Annotated in this window: 19 protein-coding genes; 13 read left to right on the top strand and 6 right to left on the bottom strand. The window is 64.2% G+C overall.

The features are described 5' to 3' along the window. Positions 1–34 precede the first annotated feature (34 nt). The 3 genes from ACR0EF_RS10010 to ACR0EF_RS10000 form a co-directional block, all read right to left on the bottom strand. Positions 35–1,024, bottom strand: coding sequence for a type I glyceraldehyde-3-phosphate dehydrogenase (locus tag ACR0EF_RS10010; protein WP_170371994.1), 990 nt, complete (start codon positions 1,022–1,024; stop codon positions 35–37). Positions 1,025–1,078: 54 nt separating this feature from the next. Next, a complete protein-coding gene (locus tag ACR0EF_RS10005; RefSeq protein WP_170371996.1) occupies positions 1,079–1,402 on the bottom strand; it encodes a hypothetical protein in 324 nt (107 codons plus the stop codon). Between the two features lie 111 nt (positions 1,403–1,513). After that, positions 1,514–2,347, bottom strand: a complete 834-nt coding sequence (locus ACR0EF_RS10000; RefSeq protein WP_170371997.1) for a bifunctional allantoicase/(S)-ureidoglycine aminohydrolase — start codon at positions 2,345–2,347, stop codon at positions 1,514–1,516. Positions 2,348–2,491: 144 nt separating this feature from the next. Between ACR0EF_RS10000 and ACR0EF_RS09995 the strand changes: the two genes are divergently transcribed. Further along, on the top strand, positions 2,492–2,881 hold the full coding sequence (locus tag ACR0EF_RS09995; RefSeq protein ID WP_170371999.1) for a hypothetical protein: 390 nt from the start codon (positions 2,492–2,494) through the stop codon (positions 2,879–2,881). A 7-nt stretch (positions 2,882–2,888) separates the two neighbouring features. Here the strand turns inward: ACR0EF_RS09995 and ACR0EF_RS09990 are convergent, their stop codons facing one another. Then, positions 2,889–3,824 carry a 2-hydroxyacid dehydrogenase gene (locus ACR0EF_RS09990; protein WP_170372001.1) on the bottom strand — a complete coding sequence of 312 codons (936 nt, stop codon included), beginning with the start codon at positions 3,822–3,824 and terminating at the stop codon, positions 2,889–2,891. Positions 3,825–3,953: 129 nt separating this feature from the next. On the opposite strand from ACR0EF_RS09990, the gene ACR0EF_RS09985 reads away from it, so the two are divergent. The 4 genes from ACR0EF_RS09985 (at position 3,954) to ACR0EF_RS09970 (ending at position 7,642) form a co-directional block, all read left to right on the top strand. Next, positions 3,954–5,189, top strand: coding sequence for an acyl-CoA dehydrogenase family protein (locus ACR0EF_RS09985; RefSeq protein ID WP_170372003.1), 1,236 nt, complete (start codon positions 3,954–3,956; stop codon positions 5,187–5,189). Position 5,190: 1 nt separating this feature from the next. Beyond that, positions 5,191–6,006 (top strand): thioesterase family protein, encoded by an 816-nt coding sequence (locus tag ACR0EF_RS09980; RefSeq protein ID WP_170372005.1) that lies wholly within the window; start codon positions 5,191–5,193, stop codon positions 6,004–6,006. A 68-nt stretch (positions 6,007–6,074) separates the two neighbouring features. Next, positions 6,075–6,722 (top strand): DUF1007 family protein, encoded by a 648-nt coding sequence (locus ACR0EF_RS09975; RefSeq protein ID WP_170372007.1) that lies wholly within the window; start codon positions 6,075–6,077, stop codon positions 6,720–6,722. After that, positions 6,707–7,642 carry a nickel/cobalt transporter gene (locus tag ACR0EF_RS09970; protein ID WP_170372009.1) on the top strand — a complete coding sequence of 312 codons (936 nt, stop codon included), beginning with the start codon at positions 6,707–6,709 and terminating at the stop codon, positions 7,640–7,642. The genes ACR0EF_RS09975 and ACR0EF_RS09970 overlap by 16 nt, the downstream gene beginning before the upstream one ends. Before the next feature lie 2 nt (positions 7,643–7,644). On the opposite strand, the gene truA is transcribed toward ACR0EF_RS09970, so the two are convergent. Further along, the gene (gene truA, locus ACR0EF_RS09965; protein WP_170362880.1) at positions 7,645–8,412 is read right to left on the bottom strand and encodes a tRNA pseudouridine(38-40) synthase TruA; all 768 of its coding nucleotides are present in this window, start codon (positions 8,410–8,412) and stop codon (positions 7,645–7,647) included. 112 nt (positions 8,413–8,524) lie between these two features. On the opposite strand from truA, the gene ACR0EF_RS09960 reads away from it, so the two are divergent. The 8 genes from ACR0EF_RS09960 to ACR0EF_RS09925 all read left to right on the top strand — a co-directional run bounded on the left by ACR0EF_RS09960 (position 8,525) and on the right by ACR0EF_RS09925 (position 19,142). Beyond that, positions 8,525–9,937 carry a YcjX family GTP-binding protein gene (locus ACR0EF_RS09960; RefSeq protein WP_170372011.1) on the top strand — a complete coding sequence of 471 codons (1,413 nt, stop codon included), beginning with the start codon at positions 8,525–8,527 and terminating at the stop codon, positions 9,935–9,937. Further along, positions 9,934–10,377, top strand: coding sequence for a GNAT family N-acetyltransferase (locus ACR0EF_RS09955; protein WP_170372013.1), 444 nt, complete (start codon positions 9,934–9,936; stop codon positions 10,375–10,377). Before ACR0EF_RS09960 ends, ACR0EF_RS09955 begins: the two co-directional genes overlap by 4 nt. A 3-nt stretch (positions 10,378–10,380) precedes the next feature. Then, a complete protein-coding gene (locus ACR0EF_RS09950) occupies positions 10,381–11,370 on the top strand; it encodes a YcjF family protein (RefSeq protein WP_170372015.1) in 990 nt (329 codons plus the stop codon). Positions 11,371–11,430: 60 nt separating this feature from the next. After that, positions 11,431–12,141 (top strand): VIT1/CCC1 transporter family protein, encoded by a 711-nt coding sequence (locus tag ACR0EF_RS09945; RefSeq protein WP_170337847.1) that lies wholly within the window; start codon positions 11,431–11,433, stop codon positions 12,139–12,141. A gap of 107 nt (positions 12,142–12,248) precedes the next feature. After that, entirely contained in the window at positions 12,249–14,975 is a 2,727-nt protein-coding gene (locus ACR0EF_RS09940) for a DUF2339 domain-containing protein (protein WP_170337849.1), read from the top strand. A gap of 166 nt (positions 14,976–15,141) precedes the next feature. Continuing rightward, positions 15,142–18,060 carry an isoleucine--tRNA ligase gene (gene ileS / locus ACR0EF_RS09935; RefSeq protein ID WP_170337851.1) on the top strand — a complete coding sequence of 973 codons (2,919 nt, stop codon included), beginning with the start codon at positions 15,142–15,144 and terminating at the stop codon, positions 18,058–18,060. An 82-nt stretch (positions 18,061–18,142) separates the two neighbouring features. Further along, positions 18,143–18,598 (top strand): methylated-DNA--[protein]-cysteine S-methyltransferase, encoded by a 456-nt coding sequence (locus ACR0EF_RS09930; protein ID WP_170370895.1) that lies wholly within the window; start codon positions 18,143–18,145, stop codon positions 18,596–18,598. Between the two features lie 76 nt (positions 18,599–18,674). Next, the gene (locus tag ACR0EF_RS09925) at positions 18,675–19,142 is read left to right on the top strand and encodes a hypothetical protein (RefSeq protein WP_170337856.1); all 468 of its coding nucleotides are present in this window, start codon (positions 18,675–18,677) and stop codon (positions 19,140–19,142) included. A gap of 30 nt (positions 19,143–19,172) precedes the next feature. Here the strand turns inward: ACR0EF_RS09925 and ACR0EF_RS09920 are convergent, their stop codons facing one another. Further along, positions 19,173–19,868: a CDP-alcohol phosphatidyltransferase family protein gene (locus ACR0EF_RS09920; RefSeq protein WP_093962794.1), complete on the bottom strand. Its 696-nt coding sequence runs from the start codon at positions 19,866–19,868 to the stop codon at positions 19,173–19,175. Between the last annotated feature and the right edge of the window lie 88 nt (positions 19,869–19,956).

Here is a 19,956-nt window from a genome sequence, read left to right as displayed (position 1 = left end):
TAACTCAGCCCTGCAGCGCCAAGGGCGCTGCGGGCTATTCCGTCTGAGCCATCATCCCGGCGACATCGAGCATACGGGCCGAAAAACCCCACTCATTGTCATACCACCCGAAGACCCGGACCTGATTCTGCCCGACGACACGTGTTTCCGGTCCGGCAATCACCAGCGATTCCGGTCGCGCACGCAGATCGGACGAGACCAGCGGCAAGTCGGTCCAGCCGAGCACCTTTGAAGCCTCGACGGCGCGACGCAATTCGACCGAGAACAGCTCGGGTTTCATTCCATTTTGCAGAGTCACGACCAGATCGATGGCAGAGACGCTGGCGGTGGGCACCCGCACAGCCGCACCGGAAATACGTCCGGCCAGATGCGGCAGAACCACGTCGATCAGATGGGTCGCGCTCGAGGTCGTGGGTACCATCGACAAGGCCCCGGCCCGCGACCGCGCCAGGTCGCCGCGCGGGGCGTCCACCATCGGCTGGCTGTTGGTGTAGCAGTGAATCGTGGTCATGTGCGCTGAGGCGATGCCCCCGATCTCGTCGATCACCTTGGCCAGCGGCGCCAGCGCGTTGGTGGTGCAGGACGCGTTCGATACAATCCGGGCATTGCCCAGCATGTCTTCGTTGGCACCCAGAACGATCGTTGTCTCGGCGGCCGGGGACGGGCCGGAAATCAGCACCTTGCCAGCCCCTGCCTGCAGGCCCCGGATTGCGACATCCGAACTGCGCGCGATACCCGTACAATCCAGCATCACGTCCACGCCGGACAGATCGACATCGGCAAGGTCGTCGCTGTGGCTCAGTGGAATCGATTGTCCATCCACCTGCAAGGCCCCGGCGCTGGTTTCCACCGAACCGGCATAGGGGCCGAACGTGCTGTCGTACTTGAACAGATAGGCACAGGTCTCCAGCGGTGCGATGTCGTTGATCAGCACCACTTGAACATCCGAACCCGCTGGCAGGGCCATGACCTGCCGCAGGATCGTGCGGCCGATGCGGCCGAATCCGTTGATTGCGAGTTTCATGCGCAAGCTATGGCAGGCCGTTTGACCGACCTCAATGCCCGTAAGGCGTCGCCGCTATCCGCAGCTGACCTGCGAGAAGAACTGGCCCGAAATATTCTGGTACATGCTTGACCGGATCACCTTGCACCCGGTTGCCTGCTGGATGGCCGCAATGGCCTGAACCGTGCGCAGGCGCGGTGGCGGGCCGAACGGGTTGAGGTTGTTGTTGTCGCGGGTCGCACGATACACGACAGGGGCATCCGCAACCTGCGTCACAGCCCATGTGCGGCTCATGACGGATACGGTTTTGGTCGCTTCCTTTGCCACGACCGGGCCGGTGTCGACGGCGACCATGAGGCCGATCATGGCCAGTGCCGTCAGAGGGGCGCGCAGTTTCATCGACCAATCTCCACGAATGAACAAAACGAAATCACCTCTGATTTCAGCAAATTCCGCCGTCCCTGTGAACCCCTGCCGACGCAAAAGCCCGTTTTCAGGACCTTTTGCAGGTCATCGTGTGGACAGTTTCAACGGCATGTGCCGATTGACGTCCTTGTACAGTAGGTACCGGAATCGCCCCGGCCCACCCGCGTAGCAGGCTTGAGGACAGAACGCGCGCAACCACATGTAGTCACCGGCCTCGACCTCGACCCAATCCTGGTTCAGTCGATAGACGGCCTTGCCCTCAAGCACATAAAGCCCGTGCTCCATGACATGCGTTTCGGCAAAGGGGATGACCCCACCTGGTTCAAACGTGACAATGTTCACATGCATGTCATGGCGCAGATCACTTGGATCCGCGAAGCGCGTGGTGGCCCACCGACCTTCGGTGCCGGGCATTGGGGTTGGGGCGACGTCGCGTTCGTTGGTGATGATCGGATCGGGGGCCGGCAATCCGGGTACGGCCTCATAGGCCTTGCGTACCCAATGGAACCGGGCCACGGCGTCAGAGCGGTTGTGCAGGGTCCAATCGGACCCGGGCGGAATGTAGGCATAGCCCCCTGTGTCCAGCACGTGGACCTGCCCGGCAAGGGTCAGGGTAACCGATCCTTCGACGACGAAGACCACGCCTTGAGCCTCCGGGTCCGTCTCGGGCCTGTCGCTGCCGCCGCCCGGCTGGACCTCCATGATGTATTGCGAAAACGTCTCGGCAAACCCGCTGAGGGGGCGCGAAAGGACCCACAGTCGGGTTTGTTCCCAAAACGGCAGAAAGCTGGTCACGATGTCGCGCATCGTGCCTTTCGGGATGACGGCATAGGCGTCAGTGAACATGGCGCGGTCGGTCAGCAGCTGAGTCTGGTCCGGAAGCCCGCCGGTGGGCGCGTAGTAGTTTTGATCAGCCATTCCTGTGCCTCAAGCTTGGTTTCCGATTACTATGATCGCATCGGCGGCGGGCCGATAGCGCCGGCAGTCCGATAGGTTTGTTCGGCATTATTTGAAGGTCCGGCCGCGGGGGCTTGGCCCTGATTGCTCGGATGTATATTCTTGGTGCAGATCAATTTTCACGAAAGCGAGTTTCGCATGAATGTCCGGTTGCCTGCTGCCCTGTTTGCGCTGTTTTTGTCGGGTGTCGTGGGGGCGGTCGATGCCAAGCCTCTGTCCCGGATCATCGCCGAAATGGGGCTGAGCCCGGACGACTATCAGGTTCTGGACGCGACGACGTCTTCGATGCTGGCAGGCGGGAACCCAAGCGTCGGGCAGGAGCGCAACTGGGTCAACGAGAAAACGGGCACCAAAGGCACGGTCAGGATACGGGACGTGAAGGACAACTGCGTTCACTTCCAGCACTTTGTGCAGCCGTCCGGGGCGGCGCCCAACCCGGAAATCCGCACCCGTCAGTGCAAGGATGCCAGCGGCAATTGGATTCTGACGCCGTAATCGCGGCTCAGTAACCGCGGCTGCGATCAACCTCGTGCAGCAGGGGCTGACCTGCGCTCAGCCGCAGAAAGTTCTGGGCAACATCCGCCAACGCATCACCCAGATGCCATCCCGACACATGCGGTGTGATCGTGACCGACGGGTGCTGCCATAAAGGGCTGTCTTCGGGCAATGGCTCTTGTGAGGTCACATCGAGAACCGCATGGCCCGGACGACCCCGGTAAAGTGCCTCGATCAAGGCTGTTTCGTCGATCAGGTCGCCACGTCCCGCATTCAACAACTGGCTGCCGTCCTTCATCGCGCTGAGCATTTCTGCGTCGAACAAGCCGATGGTTTCGGGGGTCGAGGGCAGGATTGCGCAAACATGGTCGCAACAGCGCAGTATTCCCGGCAAAGCATCCTGCCCGTGCAGACAGGTCACATCTTCGATTTGCTTGGGCGACCGGCTCCAGCCGATGACCTGGAACCCGACATCGCGCAGCATGAGGGCGGTACGGCTGCCGATATGGCCCAGCCCCAGAACTCCGACTACGGTGTCAGATGTCAGCACCGGCGCTTTCGGCCGCCACTCGGCCCGCCGCTGAGCGTCCGCGTGAAAGCCCATGTTCCGGTGAGCGTACAGGATATAGGCCAGAAACCACTCTGCGATGCCTTGCGCCGGGGCGTCCGGCTTCAGGCGGGCCACGCGGACATGCGCGGGAAGGGCGGGGTTCGACACGATTGTCTCGACCCCGGCGCCCAACTTTTGCACCAGCTGCAGATTGGGCAGGCGGCTCGCGTGATCGTCCCGCAGGCCGACAACCGCCACCATGGTGACCTCGGCCGGGTCACCAATGGTGCTTGGCGTGCGCACATCGGCAGTTGGTGCATGTCGCCGTACTTCTTCGGCAATCTCGGCATCGCTCATCCAGTCGGACAGCCCGGTATCGATCAACAACGCCATCTGCGCCCCTCTTCCGTTTCAAATTGATTGCAAGTGACGTGCCGTCACGCGGCTGGACACAGTTGCCGCAGCTAAGCCATCCTCGGCGCAAAGGTAAAGCCCGGTTCCGGGATCTACGGAGGATTCTTCATGAACATGTCATTCGTCTTGCGCGAGGAGAACCGGGCACTGCTGGAGCGGGTCCGCGACATGATCCGCAACGAGATCATGCCCTTGGAAGAGGAATACCAGGCCGAGATCAACAAAGGCGACCGCTGGCAGTATACCGAACGCCAGGCCGAGATCCTGGAAGGCTTGAAGGCCAAGGCCAAGGCGGCCGGTCTGTGGAATTTCTGGCTGACCGACAGCGACAAGGGGTTCGGCCTGACTACGGTCGAATACGCCTATTTCGCCGAAGAGATGGGCAAGACTCCGCTGGGCGCCGAGGTGTTCAACTGTTCCGCCCCCGACACCGGCAACATGGAGGTGTTCGAGCGCTACGGCACCGATAAGATGAAAGAGCAGTGGCTCAGGCCGCTGCTCGAGGGCGAGATCCGTTCGGCCTATCTGATGACCGAGCCCGACGTGGCCTCGTCGGATGCCACGAATATCTCGATGTCCTGCGTGCGGGACGGGGATGACTATGTTCTGAATGGCGAGAAATGGTGGTCGTCCGGCGCGGGCGATCCGCGCTGCAAGGTTTACATCGTGATGGTCAAGACCGGAGGCGACGATCTGCCCAAGCACAAGCGCCAGTCGATGATCGTGGTGCCCGCCGACACGCCGGGGATCGAGGTGCTGCGCCCGATGGAAGTGTACGGCCATGACGACGCGCCGCACGGGCACATGCATATCCGGTTCACCGATGTCCGAGTGCCGGCCGAGAACATTCTGCTGGGCGAGGGCCGCGGGTTCGAAATCGCGCAGGGGCGCCTCGGGCCCGGTCGCATCCATCACTGCATGCGCGCGATCGGTCAGGCCGAGATGGCGCTGGAGCAGATGTGCAAACGCGCCCTGCAGCGCGAGGCCTTCGGCAAGAAACTGGCGCAGCTGGGTGCCAATTTCGACATCATTGCCGAGTGCCGGATGGAGATCGAGATGGCCCGCCTGCTGTGCCTGAAGGCCGCGTGGTACATGGATCAGGGCGATGCGCGCGCGGCGGCTCCGTGGATCAGCCAGATCAAGGTCGTGGCGCCGCGCGTCGCGCTGAAGGTGATCGACGAGGCGGTGCAGATGTTCGGCGGGCAGGGTGTCAGCCAGGATACGCCGCTGGCCACCGCCTGGACGCATGTGCGCACGTTGCGGCTGGCCGATGGCCCGGATGCGGTGCATCGCCGTCAGGTTGCGCGGGCCGAACTGAAAAAGCATACTCAGGAAAAGATCTGACATGCAGGACGCGGCGACGCAGCCAGTGGTGGGTAAGACCGCCTATTTCCGGGTCGCGCCCGACGGGGCCTTTGTCGGCAATGACCCGGCGCGCGGGCCGTGGTCGGCCGATCACTGTCACGCCGGCCCGGTTGCGGGCCTGATCGTGCGCGCGGCCGAGATCGAGGTCGACCCCGACAAGATGCTGACCCGCCTGACCGTCGATCTGCTGCGCCCTCTGCCTTTGTCCGGTCTGCGCGTGGCCGCCGAGACCGTGCGCCACACCAAGACGCTGGCCACCACGCGCGTCACGGTGCATGACCTGGACGACACGCTGTGCGCCACCGCCTCCACGATGCATCTGGCGCGCCGGGAACTGGGTCCGGTGCCGAATGTGGCGATCCAAGGCCCCGACCTGTCGCAGATCGAAGACGGCCCGTTTCCCATCGGCGAAATGCGGCATGACCTGCCCGGCTTTGCCCATCATTCCGAGGTGGCCTATCCCAAAGGCGGCAACCAGGGGGCGGGGCCGAAAACCATCTGGATGCGCACTCCGCCTCTGCTCGAGGGTGAAACCCCCTCACCGATCCAGTCGCTGTGCCCGCTGGCCGATTGCGGCAACGGAATTTCGTGGAATGCGCCGACCTTTGAAATGGGGTTCATGAACACCGACCTGACGGTGCAGATCCACCGCGAGCCGAACTCCGACTGGCTCGCCTCGGACTCCGTGTCGCACTGGCAGCCCAGCGGCATCGGGATGTCGCAGTCGGTTCTGTACGATACTCAAGGCCCGATCGGCACGGCGCTGCAGACGCTGGTCCTGTTTCCGCCGAAATGAACGGCAAAATCGGTGCTTGCCGCCGAACCGCGTTGCCAGCGCCGGTCGGGCACCCTATCTTCGCGTTCATGCGCTGGATACCCACCTTTATCGCCTGTTGCTTGCCGTTTTCCGCGGTGGCGCACCCGCATGTCTTCATCGACACCGGGCTGGAATTCATCGTGGACGAGTCGGGCAACCTGACCCATGTCCGCGTCACTTGGGCCTATGACGAGTTCTACTCGCTGCTTGTGCTCGAAGACATGAGGTTGGATCAGGACGGCGACGGCGTTCTGTCCGAGGCGGAAGAGCAGCGCCTCGCCGGTTTCGACGCGCAGTGGGTCGAAGGATACAACGGTGATCTGGTCATCCTGGCCTCCGATCAACCGGTTGCCTTGTCCGGTCCGCTGGAACCGCGCGCCACGACCGAGGATGGCCGTATCGTGACAACCCATCTGCGCAAGGTCGAGGGCGAGCCAGTGGTTGCCCAAAGCCTATCGGCCAAACCCTATGACGAGACATTCTATACCGCCTACGAGGTGACGCGCCCGGTCACCGTCACCGGTCCTGAAACCTGCCGCATCGACAGGTTCGAGCCGGATATCGACGGCGAACTGGCCCAGATGCAGGCCTTTCTGCTGACCCTGGACGCCGACTATGACCTCGAGGAGAACGACATCCCCCTGGTCGGTGAACGCTTTGCCACCGAGATCCGCGTTTCATGTCCCGCTACCTGATCCTGCCGGTCGGCCTGGCGATTGCGCTGCTGCTGTGGTTCTGGGGCAGCGGAGGTTTTGACAGCCTCGCGTCCTGGGCTGCGGGCGAGCAGCGGGAATTCCAGAATCAGATTGCCCGAGCCCTGCGGGCCGCACGGGCCGAACAGCCCCAAGCCGTGGCCACGCTGCTAGCCGTCTGTTTTGCCTATGGGTTCTTCCATGCGGTGGGGCCGGGCCATGGCAAGGTGCTGATCGGAGGGTACGGGCTGGGCCGCAATGTCGCCTTTTTGCGCCTGTCGGCGATCAGCGTACTGTCCTCGCTGGGGCAGGCCGTGACGGCGATCGTTCTGGTCTATGCAGGCGTTCTGGTGTTCCAGATGTCGCGGCAAAGCCTGGTCGGTGCCACCGAACAGATCATGGCCCCGGTCAGCTATGGTGCGATCGCGGCCATCGGGCTGTGGCTGGTTCTGCGATCGCTGCGCAGTTTCGCCCGGCGCGGTCGTGCGGACAGTGCCCTGCATGACCATCACCATCATCATGATCACGGGCATCATCACCATCACGACGGTGAGGTTTGTTCCGATTGCGGGCATCGTCACGGCCCCACCGCCGAAGAGGTGGCCCAGGTCGGCAGCCTGCGCGAGGCGCTGATCCTGATCGCCGGTATCGCCGCGCGACCCTGTACCGGGGCCTTGTTCGTGCTGATCCTGACCTGGCAGATGGGCATCGCGATGGTCGGTATCGCCGGGGCCTTTGCCATGGCGCTGGGCACCGCGACCGTCACCACCCTGGTTGGCTGGACGTCGTTCGGGTTGCGGGGCGGGTTGCTGGCCTCGGCCTCGGCCACGCGGTTCGCGGCCGTGTTGGCACCCACGATCGAACTGGTGGCCGGGCTGCTGATCGCAGTGATCGCGGGCGGATTGCTGCTGCGCGCGCTCTGACGTCAGTCGAAAACAGGATCGGGATAGCCCACCCGCGCCAGGTACAATCCTTGCGGCGGGCAGACCGGCCCGCAGGCCGCGCGGTCGGCGGCCTCGAGCGCATCGCGCACGTCCTGCGGTGTCCAGGCGCCCGCGCCGACCCGTTCCAGCGTGCCGACGAAACTGCGGACCTGGTTGTGCAGGAAGGACCGGGCGCGGACGTGGAAATGCACCTCGGGGCCGGAAAAGCCCTGAACCTGTTCGACGCGCAGCTCGTCCAACGTCTTGACCGGGCTGGCCGCCTGACAGATCGAGGACCGGAAGGTGGTGAAATCGTGCCGCCCGATCAGCATGTCGGCCCCTTCCTGCATCGCGGCGACATCCAGCGGGTGCCCGATCTGCCAGACCTGGCCCTTGTCATGGGTCGCGGGTGCACGGCGGATCAGGATGCGGAACAGGTATTGCCGCTCGATGGCCGAGAACCGCGCATGCCAGTCTTCCGCCACCCGCGCGGCCTTGAGAATCGCCACCGGCAAGGGCTTGAGGTGATAGTTCAGGGCCTCGGACAGGCGGAACGGGTCCCAATCTTTTTCAAGGTCGCAATGGGCCACTTGCCCCAGCGCGTGAACGCCAGCATCCGTGCGCCCGGCCGCCGCGATCGTGTGTGACCCGGGCTGCAGTTTCGACAGGGCTGCCTCGATGGCGCCCTGGACCGAGGGCAGCTCTTTCTGCCGCTGCCATCCGGCAAACGGCTCACCTTGGTATTCGACTTTCAACGCGTATCTGGGCATGGGCTGCTGGTACCCTGCCGGGCGCGCCCGGGCAAGGGCAGGAGGCAAAAGCGCTGGCAACCGGGGCAGCGGCTACCTATCTTGGGACAAACAAGAAATGCGGGGCGGCGGTTTGGTCATCTCATCACTGGCAGACAGTCTTGTGCGCGGCGTCGAATCCGTCGGCGACCGCGTGTCCGAGACGTTTTTCGAACCGGTCGTGCGGCTGGGGGTCACCGGGCTGGCGCGGTCGGGCAAGACGGTGTTCATCACGTCGCTGGTGGCGAACCTGCTGGACCGCGGGCGTATGCCCGGCCTGGTCGCCCAGCAAGAGGGGCGCATCAACGCCGCCTACCTGCAGCCGCAGCCGGACGACACCGTGCCTCGGTTCGATTATGAATCGCACCTGTCGGCCCTGACCGGGCCGCAGCCCCACTGGCCCGACAGCACCCGCGCCGTGTCCGAGCTGCGCCTGTCGTTCAAGGTCCGCCCCGCCGGGCTGCTGGCCGGCCTGCAGGGGCCGCGCACCGTGCATCTGGACATCGTCGACTATCCCGGCGAATGGCTGCTGGATCTGGCGCTGCTTGATAAATCCTATGACGACTGGTCGCGCGAAACGCTGGAGCGGATCGCGCAGCGTCCGGCTGCGGCCGATTTCCTGGCTCAGATCAAAGCCGTTGATCCGGCCGACCCTCATGATGAACCCACCGCGCAGGCCCTGGCGCGGGGCTTTGCCGACTATCTGACTGCCGCGCGGGATGCGGGTTTCTATGACTGCACGCCGGGCCGGTTCCTGCTGCCGGGTGATCTGGCCGGGTCGCCGGTGCTGACCTTTGCGCCGTTGCCGATCGAGGACGCCTCGCGCCGCCGCAGCCTGCACCGCGAGATGGAGCGCCGGTTCGAGGCTTACAAGGCACAGGTCGTGAAGCCCTTTTTCCGGGATCATTTCGCCCGGATCGACCGGCAGGTGGTGCTGGTGGATGCGCTGGGCGCGATCCACAAGGGGCCGCAGGCGGTCGAGGACATGCGCCGCGCCATGGGCGACATTCTGTCGGCCTTCCGGCCCGGCCGCAATGCATGGCTCAGCCAGATGCTTCTGGGCAAGCGGGTCGAACGCATCCTGTTCGCGGCCACCAAGGCCGATCACCTGCACCACCTGCAACACCCGCGCCTGACCGCGATCATGGAGGCCCTGACCCGCGAGGCGCGCGACCGCGCCAGGTTCGCCGGGGCCGAGACCGCCGCCATGTCCATCGCCGCACTGCGCGTGACGACCGAAGAGATCCGCAATCACAACGGCATCGAACTGCCTTGCGTGCGCGGTACTTTGGAGAATGGAAAACAGGCGGCCTTCTATCCCGGAGAGCTGCCCGAAGACCCCGCCCATCTGCTTAATCCTGCGCGTAAGGGGGCCGACACCTGGCTGGGCGAGGAGTACGGGTTCATGACCTTTGCCCCGGCGCATCTGTCGCTGCGCCCCGGTGACGGCCCGCCGCATATCCGGCTGGACCGCGCCGCGCAGTTCCTGATCGGAGACCGGCTGTGACGGTCACCCTCAGGCCCGCGCGCAGCCTAGACGCCGGGGCGGTCGGAGAGATCCTGCACGGCTTTGCACGCGAAAACGACTGGATGCCCGAGCTGCATTCCGGGGCCGAAGCCATCGCCTTTTGCGGGCGGATGATCGACAATGGATGGGTCACGGTTGCCGAACAGGCCGGCAAGGTCGCAGGCTTTCTGGCCGTGGACGGGACCAAGGTGCATTGCCTGTACCTAAGCCCTGCCGCGCGAAACCAAGGGATCGGCGCACGACTGCTGGACAGCGCCAAGGCAGGTCGCCGAGAACTGGCGCTATATGCGTTTCAGGCCAACACGGGCGCGTGCCGGTTCTACGAACGGCACGGCTTTATAGAAGTGGCCCGCAGCGACGGGGCCGACAATGATGAACAACTGCCGGACATTCGGTTCGTATGGCGGAAAAAGGAGTGACGCATGGCCAAGGGTCCGGTTCTGATCGAGCTTGACGAGGATGCCCCGGCCGCCGACGTGGCGAAGGCCGCGCCGGTACCGGATATCGCGCCACCCCAGGGGCAGGCGATGCAGGCCGCGGCCCGGCTGGCCGCGCGCAAGCCATCGGTTCTGGGCCGGTGGTTCTGGGGGTTGGCGCTGGCGGTGGTGGGGGCGGCGGTCTCTGTCGCCGCGTGGGATTTCGCCACCTCGTTGATCGCCAGCGTTCCGGTGCTGGGCTGGATCGTGACCGGCCTGATCTGCGCGCTGGTGCTGGTGGCCCTGCTGATCGCGCTGCGAGAACTGGCGGCGCTGGGCCGGCTGTCGCGGGTGGACGGGATGCGCCGCGCCGCCGATGCCGCGCTGGCCGATGCCGATCTGGCGCAGGCCCGGGCCGTGACGCAGCGCCTGATCGCGTTCTATCGCGGGCGCGAGGATACGCGCTGGGGCCGCGACCGTCTGGCCGAACGGATCGAGGAACAGTTCGACGCCTCGGGCCTGCTGGGACTGGTCGAGGACGAATTGCTGGCCCCGCTGGACGCCGCCGCCAGCCGCGAGGTCGAGGCCGCCGCGCGCCAGGTCGCGACGGTGACGGCGCTGGTGCCGCTGGCGCTGGCCGATGTGGCGACGGCGCTGCTGGCCTCGTTGCGGATGATCCGCCGGATTGCCGAAATCTATGGCGGGCGGGCCGGATTCCTGGGGGGCTGGCGATTGACCCGAGCAGTGTTCGTTCACCTGGTGGCCACCGGTGCGGTGGCCGTGGGTGACGACCTGCTCGAACCGGTTCTGGGCGGGTCGGTCCTCAGCAAGCTGTCGCGCCGCTTTGGCGAAGGGCTGGTCAACGGCGCCCTCAGCGCCCGTGTCGGCGTGGCCGCGATGGAGGTCTGCCGTCCGCTGCCCTTCTCGGACCGGCACAGGCCGTCGACCCGCGGCATGGTCTCGCGCGCGCTGAGCGGGCTGTTTTCCAAGGGTTGATCTGCCGCAAAGCCAACGGGCCGCTGCACAGGGCACAATCTTCCGGAAGGGAGACCAGCCATGGCGGATCACGGCCACAGCCAACAGGAAATCGCAGACCGGATCGACGCCCCACCCGGGCGCGGGGTCCTGCGCGACGTGGTCTATGGCGGGATCGACGGATCGGTGACCACGCTGGCCATCGTGGCGGGCGTGGCCGGGGCCGGGCTTTCGCCCTTTGTCATCGTGGCCTTGGGCCTGGCCAACGTGCTGGCCGACGGATTTTCGATGGCGGCGGGCAACTACTCGGGGACCAAGGCCGAGCTGGACAATATCCGACGGATCCGCGCCATCGAAGAGCGCCACATCCGCCTCTACCCCGACGGCGAGCGTGGCGAGGTGCTGGAGATCCTGTCCCGCAAGGGCTTGTCGGGCCGGGTGCTGGAACAGGCAACCGACGCGATCACCGCCGATCGGGATACCTGGATCAACCTGATGATCGAGGGCGAATACGGGCTGGGCAGCGTCGATCCGCATCCGCTCAAGGCTGCAGCGGCCACGTTCGCGGCCTTTGTCGTGGCCGGCATGGTTCCGCTCGTGCCGTTCCTGTTGGGGGTTGAGGGCGCGTTTGCAGCCTCGGTCCTGATGACGCTGGGCGTGTTCTTTGCCATCGGCGCGATGAAAAGCCGGTGGTCGCTGGCGCCCTGGTGGCGCTCGGGGCTTGAGACGCTGGCGATTGGTGGAGCGGCGGCGGCAATCGCCTATCTCGTCGGGTCCATGTTCCATCCCTAGATCACTGGCGTCAGATCGCAACAGGCTGAAACCATTCGGGATTTCCAGACTGTCTTACCGCACCTGCACAGGATAGCCTGTAATGCAGATTTGCCCGGAGGTGCGGTTTGGAATCTCTGCTTGTTCTTGTAGGCCTGGTCGTTTTGGCGATGCCGGTATCTATTGTCGTCTTGCTGGTCGGCCATGCCCGTCTGCGGCGGCGGGTCGAGCAGTTGGAGAGTCGGTTGGGTGCCGGGCCGCAACCGGACGCGGAGCGGCCACCACAGACGCAGTCCGCGCAGATCGACGCGCCGACGCCTGAACCGCGACCGGCTCCTTGGGGTCCGCCGAAACAGGCAAGCCCACCTTCACCGGACCAACAGCCCGAGCCTGAAAAACCGGCAAGCCTCGCCGAGAGCGCATCGCCTCCGGCCGCAGTGGTGTTCCGCGCCGAGCGGTTCGACGATCTGAGCGCGTGGCTGCGCGAGAATTGGTTCTATGTCGTATCCGCTCTGTCGCTGGCGCTGGCGGGGATTTTCCTCGTGCAATACGGGGTCGAGAACGGGTTGCTGCCGCCCACCGCGCGCGTGTTGGCGGCCCTCGGCTTCGGCGCGCTGCTGATCGTGGCGGGTGAAATCGTGCGGCGCCGATACGGCGATGACGAGTCCTCGGCGACTGCCTATCTGCCTTCGGTGTTTTCCGGCGCGGGGCTGGTCACGCTGTTCGGCGGCGTTCTGGCGGCGCGCCAGCTCTATGACCTGATCGGCCCAGAGGCGGCCTTGGCGAGCATGATCGTCATCGCCCTTGTCGGGCTGGTTCTGGGTTGGTTCCACGGCCCGCTGCTGGCGGCGATCGGGTTGATCGGAGCCTTTGCCGCACCTTTCGTCGTGGGTGGCGACTCGGCTGACCCGTCCTGGCTGTACGGATATTTCTTCGTGATCACTGGGCTGGGGCTTGGGATCGACACGGTGCGGCGCTGGGCCTGGGTTTCGGTGCTATCGCTGGTAGGCGCCTATTTGGCGGGCCTTTTGCTGGTGACGGGTTCGCCGATCACGGAACCGGCTTTCCTCGTCTACGTGGCCGCCGTTGCCGTGATCGCCATTGCCATTCCCGTGCGCCGGATCTGGCCCGATCACGACGGGGCGATGTTCAGTGAACTCCTTGTCAGAAAATCCAGCGGTCCGTGGCCCGAATTTCCGACGCGCCTGGCCTTCGGGGCGGTGATGGCAAGCTCGGCCATTCTGGCACTGCAATGGGCGGATACGAGCGGTGAGTTCTGGCTGGCTGTGATCCTGCTGGCGGGGCTGACTTTCGCCCTGCTGATCTGGGCAAAGGACGCACCGGCCCTGCAGGACATGACCGCGCTGCCTGCCCTGGGGCTGGGTGGTTTCGTGTTCACGCATGGATTTGATGGCGGCGCGGTGGCGCGTGGGTTCTGGCAGACCTATTCCGAAACGCCCGAGGCCGCTTTTCCGTTGGCCGTGACCTGGCTGGTTGCGCTGGGCGCGGTGATTTCTCTTCTGGCGGCATGGCGGTCGTTCCGGGGCGGGCGGTACCCGTTTGTCTGGGCCGGTGCCGCCGCGCTGTACGCTCCGACGCTGGCCATAGCTCTTGAGCTTGGCTGGCGTCCGGCCAGCGTGATCGGCGCCTACCCCTGGGCCTTGCATGCGGTTGCGCTTGCGGCGCTGATGGTGGTGCTGGCCGAGCGCTTTGCGCGTGTGGATGGCGAGGCCCGGATGCGTCCGGCTTTGGCCACGCTGTCGGCTTTGTCCTGCTTGACCTTCGGCTGCGTGATCGTGCTCAGTTCGGCGGCGCTGACTATCGCTTTCGTGGTCACGATCATCGCGGCGGCGGCGCTGGATCGGCGGTTCAACCTGCCACCGATGAGCTGGTTCATCTGGGCCGGCGTTGCCACAGTCACGTTCCGGCTGATCCTGAACCCGGGTCTGGACTGGGCGCTGCACGCGCCGGTTCCGGAAATGGCGCTGGTCTATGGGGCTGCGGTTGCAGGCTATCTTGCCGCATGGTGGATGCTGCGCTCGTTGGACCGCCCAGTCGCCAATGTCATGCTAGACAGTGCAGCGTGGGCGACGGGCGGCGTTCTGGTGTCTCTGCTGCTGTTGCGCTGGCTGGAAGGGCTGGGCGAGGGCGGGGCCGACGACAGCCATTGGGGTTTGGGCCTGCTGTCGGCCATTTGGCTGCTGCTGGCCTTTGCGCAGGTGCAGCGCTTTGCGCTGGGCGGGCGGCTGAACTGGGTTCGGGTCGCACTGGGCGTGTTCTTTGCCGCGCATGGCCTGTTGTGGCTGGCGCTGGCTGCGACAGTGGCCAACCCTGTTTTGCGTTTTGGGGCAGATCCTGTTCTGGGGCCTCCGGTGGTTAACACGCTTGCCATTGCCTATCTGCTGCCGGCCCTCGTCATCGGCCTGTCCGCGTGGCGGATCCCCAAGATGCCGGCGCAGTTGCGGCTGGCCTGTCAGGGGGTGGCCATTGTGCTGAGTGCCTTGTGGCTGGGCCTGACCATCCGGCATTTCTGGCAGGGTGCGGCAGGGATGTATGAAGGCAACGGCGTATCCCAGCCCGAGCTTTATACCTATACGCTCGCCCTGCTGGTGATCGGCGCGGCGCTGTTTTATCAGTCGCTGGCCCGCCGGTCGGACCTGATGCGCAAGGCCGGGCTGGCGGTGATCGGGTTGGCGGTGGCCAAGGTGTTCCTGATCGACATCTCGGGGCTGGGCGGTCTGATCCGTGTGTTTTCGTTGTTGGCCTTGGGGCTGGCGCTGGCGGGTCTGGCATGGCTGAACCGTTGGGCCAAGCTGCGCCATTCGCCGCAGGGGCCGGAAGCTCTGGACCAATAGGCGCAACCGGCCTATAAGCCCGGCCATGCAAGACGTTCTGGCCATTATCATTCGAATTATATCCCCGGCGCTCTGAGTTTCCGAGACGCCGGGCAAAGGTGCTTGAGCTCATCGCACCGACCGCTTCGATCCAAACACGCCAAGATCATCCAAGGGACGCCTCTCCATGTGCGCCGACACGACCCAGACACCCGACTACAAAGACACGCTGAACCTGCCCCGAACCGAATTCCCCATGCGCGCCGGCCTGCCCAAGCGCGAGCCCGCATGGCTGGACCGCTGGGAGAAGATCGGCGTCTATGACCGCCTGCGCGACAAACAGGGTCGCAAGCCCTTCACGCTGCATGACGGCCCGCCCTACGCCAACGGGCACCTGCATATCGGCCACGCGCTGAACAAGACGATCAAGGACATGATCGTGCGCAGCCACCAGATGATGGGCTTTGACGCGCGCTATGTGCCCGGCTGGGACTGTCACGGCCTGCCGATCGAATGGAAGATCGAGGAACAGTACCGCAAGAAGGGCAAGAACAAGGACGAGGTTCCGGTTATCGACTTCCGCCAGGAGTGCCGCAAGTTCGCCGACGGCTGGATCGACATCCAGCGCGAGGAGTTCAAGCGTCTGGGCATCACCGGCAACTGGGCCGATCCCTACGTCACCATGGACTATCACGCCGAGGCGGTGATCGCGGACGAGTTCATGAAGTTCCTGATGAACGGCACGCTGTATCAGGGCTCGAAACCGGTGATGTGGTCGCCGATCGAAAAGACCGCCCTGGCCGAGGCCGAAGTCGAGTATCACGATAAGGAAAGCTTCACCATCTGGGTGAAGTTCAAGGTGGTGAACACCGGCGACACCACGCTGGACAACGCCTACGTGGTGATCTGGACCACGACGCCCTGGACCATGCCGTCGAACAAGGCCGTGGTATACGGCAAGGACATCTCGTACGGGCTGTACGAAGTGACCGGCCGCCCCGAGGATTGCTGGGCCCGGATCGGTGACCGGTACCTGCTGGCCGACAATCTGGCCGCCGACGTGTTTGCGCGGGCGCGGCTGGACGACACCATGTACCGCCGCCTGTGCGACGTCACGCAGGACGATCTGGCCAAGATCCAGCTGCAGCACCCGCTGGCAGGGGCCGAAGGGTCCAACGGTGAATGGGATGACATCCGCGATTTCCGCGCGGCCGATTTCGTGACCGATACCGAAGGCACCGGCTTCGTTCATTGCGCGCCCTCGCACGGGATGGAGGAATTCGAGCTGTACCGCGATCTGGGCATGCTCGAGCAGGTCATCACCTACAACGTGATGGACGACGGCAGCTTCCGCGCTGACATGCCGTTCTTCGGCGGCAAGTACATCCTGTCGCGCAAGGGCGGCGAGGGCGACGCGAACAAGGCTGTGATCGACAAGCTGGCCGAGGTCGGCGGGCTGCTGGCGCGTGGCAAGATCAAGCACAGCTATCCGCATTCTTGGCGGTCCAAGGCGCCGATCATCTATCGCAACACACCGCAATGGTTCGTGTCCGTCGACCGCAAGCTGGACGATGGCATGGACGAAATGGGCGGCACTATCCGCGAACGCGCCCTGCGCTCGATCGACGAGTTGGTAAAATGGACGCCGCCCTCGGGCCGCAACCGCCTGTATTCGATGATCGAGGCGCGCCCCGACTGGGTTCTGTCGCGCCAGCGTGCCTGGGGTGTGCCACTCACGTGCTTCACCAAGAAGGGCGCTCTGCCCACCGACCAGGACTATCTGCTGCGCAACCCGGACGTGAACACCCGCATCAAGGCCGCGTTCGAAGAATACGGCGCCGATGTCTGGTACACCGACGGCTTCAAACAGCAGGTGCTGGATGGCATCGTGAACCCCGACGATTATGACCAGGTGTTCGACGTTCTGGACGTGTGGTTCGACTCGGGCTCGACCCATGCGTTCGTTCTGCGCGACCGTGAAGATGGCACCGTCGACGGCATTGCCGATGTCTACATGGAGGGCACCGACCAGCACCGTGGATGGTTCCATTCCTCGATGTTGCAGGCCTGCGGCACGATCGGCCGCGCGCCGTATCGCAACGTGGTCACGCACGGGTTCACGCTGGACGAGAAGGGCAACAAGATGTCCAAATCGCTCGGCAATACCATCGTACCGGAAGAGGTCGTCAAGCAATACGGTGCCGACATCCTGCGCCTTTGGGTGGCTCAGACCGACTATACCGCCGACCAGCGGATCGGGCCGGAAATCCTGAAAGGTGTCGCCGACAGCTATCGCCGGCTGCGCAATACGATGCGCTTCATGCTGGGTTCGCTGGCCGACTTCACCGAGGCCGACCGGATCGACCCGGCCGAGATGCCGCGTCTGGAACGCTGGGTGCTCAGCCGCCTGGCCGAGTTGGACGAGCAGGTCCGCAAGGGCTATGCCGCGTTCGACTTCCAGGGCGTGTTCAGCGCGGTGTTCAACTTTGCCACGGTCGACCTGTCGGCCTTCTATTTCGACGTGCGCAAGGATGCGCTGTATTGCGACGGGGACACCCCGCGCCGCCGGGCCGCGCGCACGGTGCTGGACATCCTGTTCCACCGTCTGACTACCTGGCTGGCGCCGATTCTGGTCTTCACGATGGAAGAGGTCTGGCTCGAGCGGTTCCCGGGCGAGGACGGCTCGGTGCATCTGGTCGACTTCCCCGACACGCCTGCCGATTGGCGCGACACCGGGCTCGAGGCGAACATGGCCAAGATCCGCCGTGTACGCCGTGCGGTGACCGCCGCGCTGGAAGTGCAGCGCCGCGACAAGGTCATCGGCTCCAGCCTCGAAGCCGCGCCGATCGTGCATGTCGAGGATGCGGAAACCCGCGACCTGCTGGCGACCTTCGACGTAGATGACCTGTGCATCACCTCGGGCCTGACCGTCACCGCCGACCCCGCCCCGGCCGAGGCGTTCCGCCTGCCCGAGATCGAGGGCGTCGGTGTCGTGTTCGAAAAGGCCGAAGGGGCCAAGTGCCAGCGCTGCTGGAAGATCCTGCCGGATGTGGGACGCCACGCCCACCCCGGCGTCTGTGGCCGATGCGATACGGCGCTGAGCTGAAAATGATCCCTGAAACCCCCGCCATCGCGCGGGGGTTTTCTTGCGGCTTGCGACGCAGCCGCCGATCTGAAACTCTGCGCCCATGCCGATGATTGCAGTGGAAACCCAGTTCGGATGCCTCGGGGTCGAAGAAGAGGACGGTGCCATCACCAGTCTGGTGTGGGACGGTCACACAACGGGTGAGACGACCCCGCTGCTGATCGAAGCGGCATCACAGATCAGGGCCTATGCCGAGGGCCGGTTGCAAGAGTTCGACTTGCCACTGCGTGTCGTTGGGACCGAATTCCAGAAACAGGTCTGCGACTTGATGTCCGCGATTCCTTTCGGTTACACGCGGACTTACGGTGATATCGCGCAGGATCTTGGGTGTCCGGCGCAAGCTGTCGGGCAGGCCTGTGGTGCCAACCCGATTCCGGTGATCATTCCCTGTCACCGCGTTCTGGCGGCAAGCGGCCTTGGCGGGTTCTCGGGGCAGGGCGGGGTTGAGGGCAAGGTTGCCCTGTTGCGTCACGAGGGGGCTGCCAGTCTGCTGATCTGACCGCCGGAATCCGGTTGCAATCTTTCGCAAAGCGTCCCAACCTGAGACAGTTTTCGAACCCGAAGGACTGCAATTCATGACTGCGAAAATTGACCCCGCCGCCCGGAAGAAGGCCATCATTGACCAATTGATGGCGTTGGAGGCACAGGAGTTGGCGACGGCGCAGGCGCACCACGATGCCTTTCAGAAAGAGTCCCAATTGGATGACCGGGAAGGCCACGACAAGGATGATATCGCGGCATCGCGCGAAAGCGCAGATCTGGCCGCCGCGTTTGACGGGCCGGTGCATGCGCATCATGCCAAGATTGACGTGATCGAAAACACCGATTTCAGCCTGACGGATACAGTGCAGCCGGGCGCCGTAGTCTGGCTGGGCGATCGGCATTTCGTCGTCTGCGTGTCGACCACCAAGTTCGACGTGGATGGTGAAACATATATGGGGATTTCAACCCAAAGCCCGATCTATCTGGCCATGGCCGGAATGCGCAAGGGCGACGTCTTCACCCATAATGGCACCGAGTTCGAGATCCGGGAAATTCTCTGATCTGTGATTTTCGCCCGTTCGGGCCGCGTCTCAATCGCGGCTCGGCGGCATGATTTGCTGGGCGATCCCCGCCGAGACCAGATACAGGCTGGTCACCACCAGACCCCAATGCGCCCAGCTTTGCGGGTGAAAATCCACCCAAGCGGCCCATCCGGCAAAAAAAGTCCAGGCGAAGGCCATGGGCAGGGACAGGTTGCGCCAGCGTTCGGTGCGCACGGGGTGAATGAATTTCAGGGGCAGAAACATTGCAACGGCCAGCAACGCCACAAGGACGAGGCTGAACCAGAAGTCGGGCTTCAGCGCAAAGATCACCACCACGACCATGTTCCAGCAGCCCGGAAAACCGGAAAAGGAATTGTCCTTGGTCTTCATCCGCGTGTCAGCGAAATACATCGCGCTGGCGAATGTGATGACGATGATCGCGAACCAGCCGGTCCAGCCGTCCATCAGACCGGATTTGAACAGCGCATAGGCCGGAATGAAGACGTAGGTCAGATAGTCGATGATCAGATCCAGCAGAACACCGTCGAACTCGGGGGCGTTCTTTTTGACGTGATAGTGCCGGGCCAAGGGGCCGTCGATTCCGTCGACGATGAACGAAACGACCAGCCACAGAAACATCAGGCTCCACTTTTCCTCGACCGCGGCCAGCATGGCCAGCATCGCAAATACGGCTCCGGTCGCGGTGAACAGGTGAACGGCTAAGGCTTTGAATCTGAGTGTCATGACCCGTGTCATGTACGATGCGCGCCCGAGATGCAAAGCAAAAAGCCCCCGGTATCGGCGCCGAAATGCGGTTGCTGCAATTCCGCCG

The organism is Ruegeria sp. CG8 (assembly GCF_056537165.1).
This window is presented reverse-complemented; position numbering and strand designations above follow the sequence as displayed.

Coding starts and splice junctions, on each gene's coding strand:
- ACR0EF_RS10010 (WP_170371994.1), bottom strand. CDS start 1,024: ATGAAACTCGCAATCAACGGATTCGGCCGCATCGGCCGCACGATCCTG.
- ACR0EF_RS10005 (WP_170371996.1), bottom strand. CDS start 1,402: ATGAAACTGCGCGCCCCTCTGACGGCACTGGCCATGATCGGCCTCATG.
- ACR0EF_RS10000 (WP_170371997.1), bottom strand. CDS start 2,347: ATGGCTGATCAAAACTACTACGCGCCCACCGGCGGGCTTCCGGACCAG.
- ACR0EF_RS09990 (WP_170372001.1), bottom strand. CDS start 3,824: ATGGCGTTGTTGATCGATACCGGGCTGTCCGACTGGATGAGCGATGCC.
- ACR0EF_RS09985 (WP_170372003.1), top strand. CDS start 3,954: ATGAACATGTCATTCGTCTTGCGCGAGGAGAACCGGGCACTGCTGGAG.
- ACR0EF_RS09980 (WP_170372005.1), top strand. CDS start 5,191: ATGCAGGACGCGGCGACGCAGCCAGTGGTGGGTAAGACCGCCTATTTC.
- ACR0EF_RS09975 (WP_170372007.1), top strand. CDS start 6,075: ATGCGCTGGATACCCACCTTTATCGCCTGTTGCTTGCCGTTTTCCGCG.
- ACR0EF_RS09970 (WP_170372009.1), top strand. CDS start 6,707: ATGTCCCGCTACCTGATCCTGCCGGTCGGCCTGGCGATTGCGCTGCTG.
- truA (WP_170362880.1), bottom strand. CDS start 8,412: ATGCCCAGATACGCGTTGAAAGTCGAATACCAAGGTGAGCCGTTTGCC.
- ACR0EF_RS09950 (WP_170372015.1), top strand. CDS start 10,381: ATGGCCAAGGGTCCGGTTCTGATCGAGCTTGACGAGGATGCCCCGGCC.
- ACR0EF_RS09945 (WP_170337847.1), top strand. CDS start 11,431: ATGGCGGATCACGGCCACAGCCAACAGGAAATCGCAGACCGGATCGAC.
- ileS (WP_170337851.1), top strand. CDS start 15,142: ATGTGCGCCGACACGACCCAGACACCCGACTACAAAGACACGCTGAAC.
- ACR0EF_RS09930 (WP_170370895.1), top strand. CDS start 18,143: ATGCCGATGATTGCAGTGGAAACCCAGTTCGGATGCCTCGGGGTCGAA.
- ACR0EF_RS09925 (WP_170337856.1), top strand. CDS start 18,675: ATGACTGCGAAAATTGACCCCGCCGCCCGGAAGAAGGCCATCATTGAC.
- ACR0EF_RS09920 (WP_093962794.1), bottom strand. CDS start 19,868: ATGACACTCAGATTCAAAGCCTTAGCCGTTCACCTGTTCACCGCGACC.